Origin of the sequence: Fulvivirga maritima, from assembly GCF_021389955.1 — a bacterium.
GTDB lineage: Bacteria > Bacteroidota > Bacteroidia > Cytophagales > Cyclobacteriaceae > Fulvivirga > Fulvivirga maritima.
This window is the reverse complement of record NZ_CP089980.1, coordinates 343,619-357,560: the sequence shown is the minus strand read 5'-3', so window position 1 is coordinate 357,560 and position 13,942 is coordinate 343,619. Positions and strand designations below refer to the sequence as shown.

The following is a 13,942-nucleotide window of genomic DNA, read 5'->3' as shown; positions in this document are numbered from 1 at the left end:
GGTTAATAAAATTGTGTATAGTGGCATGTCTATCATGCCCTAGTATATTTTTGAAAGCTGACAAAGCTCAAATTGACTACTACATCACCGTGGCTAAAGATGACTCTGGCGACTATAATACCATTCAAGAAGCTATTAATAGTGCCAAGGCTTTTCCTGACAAGCGCATTACCATATTTGTGAAGAATGGTACATATCATGAAAAGGTAAAAGTACATTCATGGAATAATCTGCTCACAATAGAAGGTCAGCATAGGGATAGCACCATTATTACTTTTGATGACTATTTTGACAAAATTGATAAAGGTAGAAACAGTACCTTCATGACTCCCACCGTGTTGGTACAAGGTCGGGACTGTGTTCTGAAAAATCTGACCATAGAAAACACTGCGGGGCCGGTTGGTCAGGCAGTAGCATTAGCTATAGAAGCTGATCGCTGCGTGGTAAAGCATTGTAATTTGATGGGTAATCAGGATACTTTTTATGCTGCTGGCGAGGGAAATCGTCAGTATTTAACTGACTGCTACATAGAGGGTACCACTGATTTTATATTTGGAGAAGCCACAGTGGTTTTTGAGAAATGTAATATTCATGCTAAATCTAATTCATACATCACAGCAGCTTCTACGCCTAAAGATGTGACTTATGGTTTGGTGTTCATAGATTGTAGCCTTACTGCTGATCAGGAGATAAACCGTGTGTATTTAGGCCGACCCTGGCGTCAGTATGCGAAAACGGTATTTATTTACTGTAAGCTGGGTGAATTTATATTACCTGAAGGGTGGCATAACTGGTCTAACCCGGCAGCAGAGCGCACCGCTTTTTATGCCGAATATCAGAACAGTGGTAATGGTGATCATCCTAAACAAAGAGTGACCTGGTCCCATCAGTTAAAAAAATCAGAGGCAGAAAAATATACTGTAGAGCAGATTTTAAACCATAGCGAAGCCAAAAATGAAGCAGGATGGTATCTGAAGTAAGTAAAAAATGTAACCAAAATGTATCAGTGCAAGTTGGTATAAAGATGAATTTGCTGTTCGTGGTGAGCAGTAATAAGAACTTATGTTTGTGATTAACAGACGATACTAACAATTTAATTATGAAAACATTAAAAGCAGGCTTAATAGGATTTGGATTAGGAGGAAGAGTGTTTCATGCTCCTGTGTTAGATTTTTTGGAGGGATTTGAGCTGGTTAAAATCAGAGAGACCAAAGAGGATAAAATAAAGGTTATAGAAGAGAGGTATCCTGAAGTGGATATTGTGTCTGATTCGGATGCCATTATTAATGATCCTGAAATAGATTTAGTGGCTGTAATTATTCCTAACAAGGCACATTACAGTGTTGGGAAGGCCGTATTAGAAGCCGAAAAGCACCTGGTGATAGATAAACCTTTTACCGTAACTACAGAAGAGGCTGATGAGCTCATAGCCTTAGCTAAAGAAAAGAATAAGAAAATATTTGTATTCCAAAACAGAAGATGGGACAGTGATTTTCTCACTGTTAAAAAGCTGATTTCTGAAGGTAAGTTGGGAAGAATTGTAGAGTTAGAAAATCATTTTGACAGGTTTAGAAATACGCTAAAAGAAAACAGCTGGAAGGAAGAGGGAGATCTGGGTACGGGCTTAGTCTATGACCTGGGATCACACCTGATAGATCAGGCGCAAGTGCTTTTTGGATTGCCAAATGCCGTAACTGCATTTATGGCTAAGCAGCGAACTAACAGTAACATCACCGATAATTTTGAACTTCTGCTTCATTATGACGATGTGAAAGTAACTATCAAATGTGGCATGTTAGTGAAGGAACCGTTGCCTAAATATATACTGCTGGGTGAGCAAGGATCTTTTGTTAAATATGGATTGGATATACAGGAAGCCACATTAGATAAAGCCGAAAAGCCATTGTCAGATGCTGATTGGGGTGAAGAGCCAGAAGAACAGTGGGGAGTAATTCACTATGAAGAAAATGGAGAAAGCATAAGAAAGAAGGTGAAAAGTGAGGCGGGCAATTATCCGGCCTTTTATGAGAATGTCTATCAGGTAATAACAGAGGGAGCAGAGCAGAAGGTAAAACCTGAGGAGGCGAGAAATACCATTAGAATAATAGAGTTAGCCATACAAAGTGATGAAGAAAAACGTACCATACCGTTTTCATAAACAAATATTAATAACCACTATTTTATTGCTGAGCATATGTACTGCACGTGCTCAGCAATACCCACGTGATACTTCTTATTCTATCCACAGTGCCTACCTGAAACTGAAGAAGTACTATTCAGACATTACTCCCATTGCTCCTCAAAAATTAAAAACAATAAAAGAAAAAAGAGATGTTACCTATGCTCAGGTAGGTAGAGATTTAACGCTTGATGTTTTCTATCCTAAAAAGAAAAAGAAAGGCGGTTATCCTGGTGTAATCCTCATTTTTGGTGGCGGATGGAGCTCAGGATCAAAAGCGAATCAAGTACCTATGGCGCAAAAACTGGCTGATGCCGGGTATGTAGCCATAGTGCCCGAATACAGGCTCAGTCCAGAAATTTCATATCCGGCAGCTGTGCATGATTTGAAGGCCGCCATCCGTTATATGCGGGCTCATGCTGATAAGTATAATTTGGATACCACTCAAATAGCCTCGCTGGGCTGTTCGGCAGGAGCTCAATTAGCCACTTTGCTGGGCGTAACCGGTGATTTGCCTAAGCTGGAAGGAGATGAAGGTAATAATGATCATTATTCTGATATTCAGGCTATTGTAAATATAGATGGCATTGTTTCATTTATACATCCTGAAGCAGAAGAAGGTAAATATGCCGCTAAATTTTTAGGTGGATATAAAGCCGAAGTTCCGGAAATATGGAAGGAGGCTTCTCCTTTGGAATATGTAGGTCCAAGCACACCGCCCACCTTATTTATCAACAGCTCACAACCTCGCTTTCATGCTGGTAGAGATGATATGATTAAGATTCTAAACGATAACAATATTTTCAACCAAACCTATACATTAGACGATTCTCCGCATTCATTTTGGCTGGTTCACCCCTGGTTTGAACCTACCTTTAAATACACAGTGGAGTTTTTGAATAATGTTTTTCACTAAGGCTTTCTAATCTCTTTTAAAAAGGAGCTTCTGTAAGAAAGTAACCTGTACACGATCATGATCGCAGAGATGTGATATGGCTAGGTTGATATATTATAGAAGAATGATAAAGAGAGGGATTCATATTATTATGCTATTGCTGTTGCTGGTTTTCGAAGTCAGAGGGCAGAATAGCACTCATCGCTTTAGGCATTTAAACGCTGAACTCGATTTTTCAGCTGAAAATGTGCGTTGCGTATTTCAGGATAGTTATGGCTTCATCTGGATGGGGCTTGAAGCTGAGGGTCTATGCAAGTTTGATGGCTCAGGTTTCGAGGTATATGCAGAAAATATATCTTCTAATTATATCAATGACATTGAAGAAGATGGATTTGGAAATATTTGGATAGCCACTGAAAATGGACTGAACGCCTTCTACAGAGAATCAAGAATTTTCAAAAAGCTTTCTGATAATACTGAAGTGCATTTTATCACCAGAGATGAAGCTGGCACTATGTGGGTAGGCACTGCGCATGGGCTTTTGAAATTTGTGCCTTCACCGTCTGGCAGTTATGAATTGATCAAAGATGCCTTTACGGAGCATTTTAATGATATTGACGTCACCTCCATCTTAAAAAAGGACGATGGTTCTACCTGGGTAGGCACTATGTCTGGCTTACATCATTATTTTCGGGGGGAATGGACTCACTTCATCCATTCTGATGATCCATACTCACTTAGCGACAATGAAATCAATGCTTTACTGGAATTAAATTCAGGCCACATACTTATTGGTTCTGATAATGGAGTGAATATTTACGATTCATTAAATCAGCGTTTTGACCGATTAGAATTTAAAGACAGCCATATCTTTAATGATGGCAAGGTCGGTATAGTGAAACTCCTGCAGGATTCTAATAATCTGGTGTGGATAGGTACCACCACTTATGGCATTATAACAGGGGAAATTATTCAATCTGAGAATCAGATGCCTGTTTTTGAGATGCGCTTACCGGCAGGTGTGGAGGGACTTACCAGTGAATATATTACTGATATAATGGAAGATTCTCATCATCAAATCTGGTTAGCCACTAAGTTCGGCGGGCTTTTTATTCACGATAGAAGAGGCCATTTATTTCCTCATTATCAGCCACCAGGTGTAGTTTCCGGAGAATCGGCTTTTGTTATTTCAATGGCCGAAGATCATGAGGCAAACCTTTGGCTGGGTACTCGTGAGCAAGGGCTTATTTATTTTGAAACACAAAAAAAGAGGTATCAAATAGTGCCTTTGTTTCAGAATAATGATGAAATAAGAAGAATTGAAACTTTGTATTATGATGCTGAAGAAACACTGTGGGTAGGGCACAAAAAAGGAATCAATCGTTATTTCCCTGTCTCAGATAAAAGTGTTTTTTATGAATTGCCTAAAGTAGTAGCAGTAGATGAAGATAAAAATGGTGTGTTGTGGGGCGGCACCATCAGTGGCCTTTATTTTTTTGATGCTTCTAACAATCGATTTATAAAGCATAATTTAAGCATACCTGCTAATGAGGAAATAGTGTGTACTCGCTTGCTCTGGGATGCCGCTAATTCTCTTTGGATTGGTACCGATAATCAGGGCGTATTTCGGTTTTACCCTGAAAATGACAGTGTAGCGCATTACTATCATAGTCACAAACCCCAGTCTTTAAGTGGTAATACCATTCGTGAAATTTATCAGGATTCTCAACAGCGAATGTGGGTAGGAACCAAATCTTCAGGCCTTAATTTATTCATGGGCAAAAGATTCAGGCATTTAAAGCAAAAAGATGGCCTGCCTTCAAATACTACATTTTCTATAATAGAAAGTAAACCTGATATGTATTGGATAACCACTAACAAAGGCCTTTGTCAGTTTAACCTGAAAGATAATTCTTTTACTAATTACACCGGTGCTCATGGTTTGCAAGGGAGTGTATTTGAAAAAAATGCTGCCCTTAAGCTTTCAGATGGTAAAATAATGGTGGGTGGTAATAATGGCTTCAATCTGTTTGATCCTGCTGCTATCTCTTTGGAAAATTATGAACCTCCATTGGTAGTTAATTTAGTAAAGGCTAATGGCCAATTGGTGTTAAGAGATGTATTCGCTGATGCGAGCATAGCGCTTCCTTATGATAAAAATATTCTTTCTTTTGAGTTCTCAGCATTAGATTATCGGGGGGTAGAATCTATCAGATATAAATATCAGCTCTTGGGAGTGGATAAGGAATGGTCTATGCCTACTCATGATAATTCCGTTACCTATTCCAATTTGCCTTATGGAAATTATGTATTCAAAGTGAAAGCTACTAATGCCGATGGTTTATGGTCTGATCAGATACTCACTTTAAACGTACAGATCAAAAGACCACCTTGGCTCAGTTGGTGGGCTATTTTGATTTATATTCTAATATCCATTTTTGTGTTGTGTCTTACTTATTGGATCATCAGACAGCGGATAAGTTACGTTCATCATTTAAAGATGAAAGATGTAGAGTTGAAAAAAGTGACAGAGCTTAATGATTTGAAAATCAACTTTTTCACTAATATATCTCATGAGCTAAGAACACCGCTTACTTTAATTATGACTCCTTTGAAGAAGCAAATGAATGTGAGTGATGATCCTGCTGTTTTAAAAAATGCCAGATTAGCGCACAAAACAGCCGAAAAGCTACTGCATCTTACTGATCAACTCATAGATTTTGTAAGGGTGGAGCAAGGTACCCTTAAGCTCAAAGTGCACCAGGCCGATTTAGTGTTTTTCATTAATGATTTGATGTTTTCCTATCAGGAGTACGCAGAAACGCATGATTTGACTTTGGACTTACAAATAGAAGAGAGCCGAGGTATGGTCTGGTTTGATGGTGATAAGGTGGAAAAAATAGTAAATAATCTAATTATAAATGCTATTAAATATACACCTGCCGGAGGGCGGATAAAGGTAAGTTTGAGTTTTAAAGAAAATAAGCAAGAAACAGAATATGCCATTTTAGAAGTAAGTGATACCGGAGAAGGGATCAGCGAGGCGGACCTGGAACATATTTTTGATCGGTATTATCAGGTGGAAGGTGCGCAGGCAGGAGGAGGTATCGGGCTGGAATTGGTGAAAAGCCTGGTGAATTTGCATAAAGGGCAAATCAGTGTGTGTAGTAAAGTGGGAGTGGGTACCAGTTTCATAGTAGAGCTGCCCGTGTCGGATCGATTTTATGCTAATGCAGAGAAAAGAGATGAAGTAAAGCGGCCGCAAGCTCATTTGCCGGAGTTGTTGGTAGATCGTAATTATCAGGAGGCGATACAAGTGAGTAGCTTATTAAACTTTAAGCTTTTATTAGTTGAAGATAATGAAGATTTGCTTACGATTATGGAAGAGTCGCTTTCTTCTAAATACAGAGTAGAGGTAGCTCAAAATGGCAGTCAGGCGCTGGAGATGATAATGAAAAGCCCGCCTGATTTAGTAATCACCGATATTATGATGTCTCATGGAGATGGGCTGGAGCTCTGCAAAAAACTCAAGGAAGATTTAAACACCAGTCATATTCCGGTGGTGTTGCTTACTGCCAGGCATTTACCTACTCATCAGCGTAAAGGGTTTGATTTAGGTGCCGATGCCTATATCACCAAGCCCTTTGATTTAGATGTTTTAGAATCTCAGGTAGCTAGTATTTTAGAAAACAGGGTGCGCTTGCATAAAAAATATAAGGAAGAGTCAGTCTCTGAAGTTGATCTACTTCCTGAAAATCCATTAGATAATCATTTTATGAAAAGACTGATGGAGGTGATCAGACAAAATTACTCTGATCCCAGGTTTAGTGTAGAAAGCCTCGCGTTTGATCTGAATATGAGTAGAAGCCAATTGTTTAGAAGGTTGAAGACATTGACAGAAAAAACACCTTCCGAATTTTTATATGCTTACAGGATAAAAAGGTCCACCCATTTATTGAAAGAGGGTAAGCTCAGTGTGTCAGAAATTGCTTATAAAACCGGTTTTAGCTCCCCTAATTCTTTCACTAAAACCTTTACCAAACATATAGGTTTAGCCCCTAGCAAATTTGTAAAAAAAGGCTAAGCCACACACGGTCATGTGTGCATCATCCATTCACATCATTCAACCATAGGTCATTTTTTTGAGATTCCTATTCATACATTCTGAGGTACTTTCGAATAAGATTTTTTCATATAAACCTCATTTTAAATGAATACTACTACTAAAAAATGTACGCTTACTGCACTGATATTGCTACTGTTTTCAGTGACAGCTTTTAGCGCAAGTTACTACGTGTCGCCCAGCGGGAGCGACTCTAATTCCGGGACTCAAGGCAGTCCCTTTGCAACCTTAACTCATGCTATATCTGTTGTTTCTGCCGGAGATTACATTTATATGCGAGGAGGAACCTACTACTATTCATCTTCCATTGTGATTGATCGTTCTAAGAATGGATCATCATCCGCACCTATCAGGGTCTTTGCTTATAATGGAGAAACCCCGATCATTGATTTTTCTGCTCAATCGGTGAGTTCTTCTAACCGAGGTATAGTCATGGATGCTTTTTACTGGCATTGGCGGGGCATTACTATTCAAAAAGCCGGTGACAATGGTATGTTGCTGTCAGGCAATAATAATACTATAGAGAATTGTATTTTCCGCCAAAACAGAGATACAGGCTTACAGCTTAGCCGCTACAATACTAGTGCAAATAGCATTAGCCAATGGCCTTCTAATAATCTGATCACAGGCTGTGAGGCCTTTGATAATGCAGATCCGGACAGTGAAGATGCTGATGGTTTCGCAGCCAAGCTTACCTGTGGTGAGGGCAACCAGTTTATAAACTGTGTATCTCACCATAATATTGATGATGGTTGGGACTTATACACTAAATCGGATACAGGACCTATAGGTGTTGTGTATTTTGAAGGATGTATTGCTCACAGTAATGGTACGCTTACTAATGGTTCTACCTCAGGTAATGGAGATAAAAACGGTTATAAGCTTGGCTCTTCAGCGCATAATATTAATCATATTTTGCGCAGGTGTATTGCTTTTAATAATGGTAAACACGGCTTTGCTGATAATGGTAATACCGGGAGTATGCAGTTTATCAATTGTACTTCTTATAACAATGAAGAATATAATTTCCATACCCGCGATGGTGCGTCGCATATATTCAGAAATAATTTATCGTACCAGTCTTCTTCTAATGATAGAATAAGAGGTAATGCCTCCGCACCTAATGCTTTTGATAATCAGGACTCATGGCCATATACTGCGAGCAGTTCAGATTTTGTTACTTTAAATCCTGGACCTAACCATGCACCTACTTCTAATGGATTTTTAAATTTATCGTCAAGCAGTTCACTGATTGATGCCGGTGTAACCTCATCAGGTATTTCCTATAATGGCTCCTCTCCAGACCTTGGCGCAGTAGAGTATGGCGGCACTACGCCACCTCCGGGAAACGACTATTCGTTAACCACTTCAGTGCAGGGGCAGGGAACGGTTAGTCCTAATGGTGGAACTTATAATTCAGGGGCATCAGTAACACTTACTGCTACGCCGGCTAATGGCTGGGTGTTTAGCAATTGGAGCGGGGCAGCCAGTGGCTCTAGCAATCCTGTTACTATTACTATGAACAGCAATAAGTCTGTAACGGCTGTTTTTACAGAAAGCAATACCAATCCGCCCCCATCTGGAGGTGATGAAATTCATAATTTCACTGCATCAGGTACATCAAGCTCTTTCTTTAATATCTCAGGTAATCTTTCTACATCTAAAGGCACTGTGAATTATGCGGGCCTAACGCTTACTCAGTGTTTAAAAATAGAAACGGTTACTTCAATCAGCTTCACCTCTTCGCAAGAAGGAACCTTGACGCTGGTTTTTAATAATGATTTTTCTGATAATATAGTAATAGACGGCAACAGCTTAAGCGCTTCTTCTGGTATACTTACTACCACATTATCTGCCGGAAGTCATACTATTAGTAAGGATGATGTGGCTAACTTGTATTATATGAGTCTGGCTTATGCCGGAGGAGGGAATACTCAATATACTGTTTCTACTGCTACCAATGGAAATGGATCGGTTTCAGGTGGAGGTACTTATGCTGAAGGTACAGTTGTATCGCTCAGTGCTGTGCCTAACAGCGGATATGTTTTTAATAATTGGTCAGGAGATGTCAGCGGATCAGCCAATCCTTTGTCAGTAACGGTTAATGGAAATAAGTCTATTACTGCTAACTTTTCTCCTGATACTGGAGGCAGTGAAAATGTAGTTACCCTTCAGGAAAGCCAAAGTGGATTCTGTTCAGTAGATGGTACTATAGATAATAATAACTCTGGTTTCACAGGTATAGGTTTTGCTAACACTGAAAATGCCAGTGGAGAAGGTATTAACTGGAATATATCAGGAGATGCAGGTACTTATGTTTTTAGGTGGAGATACGCTAATGGTTCCGCTACTAATAGAACAGGGGTGCTGTCCATTAATGGTACGCCGGTTTCTACAGAAGATTTCGCAGGAACAGGAGGCTGGACCACCTGGACTACTACTTCCGTAACCCTTGCAAACCAGCCTGGAGGTAATAAAAGCCTAAGATTGGAGGCCTCCCAGGGAGAAGGCTTGCCAAATATTGATTATTTGGAAGTGACGGGGCCTAATGTAAGTGCCGCCAGCTGTGGAGGAGGAACTAACTATTACAGCTTGTCTGTCTCTGCTAACCCTTCTAATGCAGGTAGTGTGTCATTAAGCCCGAGCGGAGGTAATTATGCTGCTGGTACCGTAGTAACTCTTACAGCCAGTGCTAATAGTGGTTATTCTTTTAGCGGATGGAGTGGAGATGCAAGTGGCAATTCTACGTCAACCACAGTAACAATGGATGGTAACAAAAGTGTAACAGCAGCATTCATTAGTAATAATGGAGGAGGAGGTAATGCTAATTATGATCTTATCGGTTGGGCTACACAGGCTGGAGGAACTACCGGAGGTCAGGGTGGTGTGTCTGTTACCTGCGCTACGGGTGATTGTATTCTCAATGCCATTGACCAAAAGAAAGATGATGTTATTACTCAACCTCTGATTATTTATGTAAATGGTACCGTTACGCCTTCTAATACTTCTGCATCTAAAATAGATATCAAAGAAGTGAGAGATGTGTCTATAATAGGTGTGGGCACTAGCGGCGTATTTAATGGAATAGGCCTTAAAGTGTATAGAGCGGGTAATGTGATTATCCAAAATGTAACGGTGCATCATGTGGATATTGGAGATAAAGATGCTATATCTATAGAAGGCCCTGCAGATCATGTTTGGGTAGATCATTGTGAGTTATATGCCGAATATCAAGGAGTAGGTAAAGATGATTATGATGGTCTTTTGGATGCTAAGTCTGATGCTGAGTATATTACTTATTCATACAATTACCTGCATGACAGCTGGAAAACCATGCTGGTAGGTAGTAGCGATGGTGATGATGATGACAGAAAAATTACAGCACATCATAATTATTTTGATAATTGTAATTCTCGTTTGCCATTATTCAGACATGGAAATGGCCATTTCTTCAATAACTATTATAGTGGTATAGCGTCTACAGGTATTAATTCCAGAATGGGAGCCTGCCTTCGGGTTGAGAATAATTACTTTAAAGATGCTCAAAACCCAATTGTATCTGCTTACAGTGATGAGTTAGGCGGGGTGGATCAGTCAGGAAATACGTTTGATAATGTTACCTGGGATCTTTCTCGTGATGATGTGAGTGAGCCTTATAATTGTAATGCTACTATACCATATTCATATAGTGCTTCATTAAATAGCACTTCCTCAGTGCCTTCTATAGTAGTGGCTAATGCTGGCGTTGGTAAACTGTCAAGCAGTTCTGCTGCCAGACTGGCTGTTGATAATGAGAGAGCAAAAGAATTGGAGGCTCAGTTAGCTATTTTCCCTAACCCGGTACAGAACAGAATAAATATTAAACTGCCTGTTTACACCGGAGAGGAGCGTATTAGAGTAGTTGACCTGGCAGGAGTAGAAGTGCTGTCAGCTCCGCTTCAGGCTCAGGAAAATACTATAGACATTAGCTCGCTTCAGGCGGGAAATTATATTATTCAGGTAAAAACTGAAGGGCATACATATCTTAGAATGATTATTAAAGAATAAAACAGTAGAAGTAGTTTTAATCGAGAGCTGCCCCATGAGAGTGGGGTGGCTTTTTTTGTATATTGATCACCTCTCATCACTAGATATTGCGAGCGCAACGAAGTGAAGCGAAGCAATCTAGGACTTTCTTTTGCAGTCTTTTGGAGCTTGTTTTTCATCCTTACATTGCAACCCATGTAATTTATCTATAGCTTTAAAACCGAACTGTAAAACCAGAATCCAATGAAATTAGAACATTTTGCTGTGAACGTAAAAGAGCCTGCAGCTATGGCTCAATGGTATGTAGAAAACATGGGCTTAACCATCGTGAAACAAGTAACAGAAAGCCCTTATATGACTTTTATGGCCGATGACAGCGGTCAAATAATGATAGAAATTTATAGCAACCCAGCTGCTGCGGTTCCTGATTATAAAAATCAAAGTCCACTTATAGTGCATTTTGCATTCGTATCAGAAAAGCCCGATGAGGATAGCAAAAGATTACAAGCGGCTGGTGCAGAAGAAGTAAGTAATGATCATTTTGATGATGGATCACATATTATTATGATGCGAGATCCTTGGGGTGTGCCTTTACAGCTATGCAAGCGTGGTGTACCTATGCTCAAATAAATAATATTGCCATAATATAGGGTGTGGTTATTAAAGTTAATTTTATGAAATTATTTATATATTTTTGTATTTGATTTAATCAATTCAAAATTATGAGATTACCTTTACTTATAATCACCACCTTTTTGGGAGGATTAGCTTCATTTAGCTGTAGTGATGATGATACATCGACTATCCCGGTTGACTCTACTGCTCAAAACCCAGATGCCAGTGTAGACTCTCTAACCATCTTCTTTATGAATGACATGCATGGGCAGATAGGAAACTTTGCTAAAGCCAAACATATCATTGATCAAGAGCGTGAAAGCAAAGATGTGTTAGTACTTTGTGCTGGGGATATATTTTCAGGAAATCCGGTGGTAGATCTGTATGATCCTAAAGGGGAGCCCATGGTAGAGTTGATGAATGAAATAGGTGTAGACGTAGCCGTACTGGGTAATCATGAATTTGATTATGGCATAGAGGTATTAAAAGATCGTATGGAGCAAGCGCAGTTCAGTTGGATATGCGCTAATATGAACACGGAAGGCTCTATATTACCGCAGACAGACCCATATACTATTAAGGATATTAATGATTTAAAAATAGCCGTATTAGGCGTAGTAGAAACGAATGGGAAAGAAGGAGATACTATTCCTTTAACACATCCCTGGAAAGTGGTGGATGTTAAATTTTCTCCTTTTGATACCGAACTCCCCAAGTATAGCAGTCTGGAGGCAGATAATGATGCTGATTTATCGATCCTGCTTACCCACTTAGGGTCTTCGGTAGATAACCTTATTGCTGAGACCAATGGTGATTTCGATATAATAGTAGGTGGTCATTCTCATGAGGTGATAGATCGTGAAATAGATGATATACCCGTGGTACAGGCTGGTGCTAATTTTCAATTGCTAGGAAGAATGGATGTAACAATCTCTGAGGGGAGCATTGAAAGTAGTGAAGTGCGTTTTATCAATTTAGATGAGTATCAGCAGTATGATGAAGCTCTTCAGTCAAAAATTGATGATTACATGGCAGAAGTAAACCTTAATGAAGTGGTAGGATATTCTGAAAACAACATGAGTAGCTCAGGTATGGGGTGTTTTTATACTGATGCACTAATGAATTACTTACAAACAGACCTGGCATTGCAAAATACAGGAGGGGTAAGGGCTAGTTTTGATGCTGGAGACATTACCATGGGGGAGGTTTTTAATATGGATCCTTTTAGTAACCAATGTGTTATTTTTAGAATGGCCGTTAGTGAGCTAGAAAGGTTCTTTACGCATGCTGGTGAAGGTTTTTATGTAAGCGGTGTAGAGTTTGGTACTGACCAGACTGGCTTTGCTCTTTATGATACTAACGGACAAGTGCTACCGGAAACGGACTCATTAACGGTAGGAATAAACGATTACATCCCTGCCGTTCATGATAGCTACTTCCCGTATAATAGAGCTGATATTAAAGAATTTACTACTGCAGAGGCAATCATCAACTATCTTGAAAACTCAGCTGATCCGCTAGATTACTCAGGCTGTAATAATTATCAGAGATACCAGAACTAAATAATCATATGCTGGAGAGTTAGTCTATTCTTCAATAGAAAACTCTTCAGCTTTTGGTAAGCTTAAAAATTTCTCTCCCCATTCCTCTGGTAAAGGAGCAAGTTTCCTTTTAGTGAGGTCCAGCCAGGCTCCATCTACATTGATCTGTGCTGCTTTTACACCATCACTACGAAATATTTCATGCTTAATACTCCATCTGGAACCATCTTTTCTGCATTTCACCATTTCTACACTTACTTGAATGGTGTCATTGGGAGTAACTTCCCTTAAGTAAATCATTTCTTCACGGAAGAGAATAGGTCCTATTTTTAACTGATGAAAGACTTTCATATCAAACCCGATACTCTCTAAGGCTATAACCCTGGCTTGGGCACCAAAATCAGCATAGGCAGAATGTCTTAGGTGTTGATTAGCATCTATTTGTGACCAAAGTATGCTAAAGGGATAAGTAGTTTTACTCATAATGAAAAAATGTTATGCATGACGAGCAAATATAGGTTAAATATTTTCATTTGCAGCAGTAGAACTAGTCTAATTGAAAG

Annotated in this window: 8 protein-coding genes; 7 read left to right on the top strand and 1 reads right to left on the bottom strand. The window is 39.4% G+C overall.

From position 1 onward, the window contains the following. The first annotated feature begins 50 nt into the window (after positions 1-50). The 7 genes from LVD15_RS01585 (at position 51) to LVD15_RS01555 (ending at position 13,400) form a co-directional block, all read left to right on the top strand. Entirely contained in the window at positions 51-980 is a 930-nt protein-coding gene (locus LVD15_RS01585; protein WP_233778542.1) for a pectinesterase family protein, read from the top strand. Between the two features lie 119 nt (positions 981-1,099). After that, positions 1,100-2,158 carry an oxidoreductase gene (locus tag LVD15_RS01580; RefSeq protein WP_233778541.1) on the top strand — a complete coding sequence of 353 codons (1,059 nt, stop codon included), beginning with the start codon at positions 1,100-1,102 and terminating at the stop codon, positions 2,156-2,158. Continuing rightward, entirely contained in the window at positions 2,127-3,095 is a 969-nt protein-coding gene (locus LVD15_RS01575; RefSeq protein WP_233778540.1) for an alpha/beta hydrolase, read from the top strand. The genes LVD15_RS01580 and LVD15_RS01575 overlap by 32 nt, the downstream gene beginning before the upstream one ends. 103 nt (positions 3,096-3,198) lie before the next feature. Continuing rightward, positions 3,199-7,158, top strand: coding sequence for a hybrid sensor histidine kinase/response regulator transcription factor (locus LVD15_RS01570; protein WP_233778539.1), 3,960 nt, complete (start codon positions 3,199-3,201; stop codon positions 7,156-7,158). Between the two features lie 126 nt (positions 7,159-7,284). Next, positions 7,285-11,244, top strand: a complete 3,960-nt coding sequence (locus LVD15_RS01565; protein ID WP_233778538.1) for a right-handed parallel beta-helix repeat-containing protein — start codon at positions 7,285-7,287, stop codon at positions 11,242-11,244. A 222-nt stretch (positions 11,245-11,466) separates the two neighbouring features. Next, positions 11,467-11,853 (top strand): VOC family protein, encoded by a 387-nt coding sequence (locus LVD15_RS01560; protein WP_233778537.1) that lies wholly within the window; start codon positions 11,467-11,469, stop codon positions 11,851-11,853. Between the two features lie 92 nt (positions 11,854-11,945). Then, positions 11,946-13,400, top strand: a complete 1,455-nt coding sequence (locus tag LVD15_RS01555) for a bifunctional metallophosphatase/5'-nucleotidase (protein ID WP_233778536.1) — start codon at positions 11,946-11,948, stop codon at positions 13,398-13,400. A gap of 24 nt (positions 13,401-13,424) precedes the next feature. On the opposite strand, the gene LVD15_RS01550 is transcribed toward LVD15_RS01555, so the two are convergent. Next, positions 13,425-13,862, bottom strand: coding sequence for an acyl-CoA thioesterase (locus tag LVD15_RS01550; RefSeq protein WP_233778535.1), 438 nt, complete (start codon positions 13,860-13,862; stop codon positions 13,425-13,427). Between the last annotated feature and the right edge of the window lie 80 nt (positions 13,863-13,942).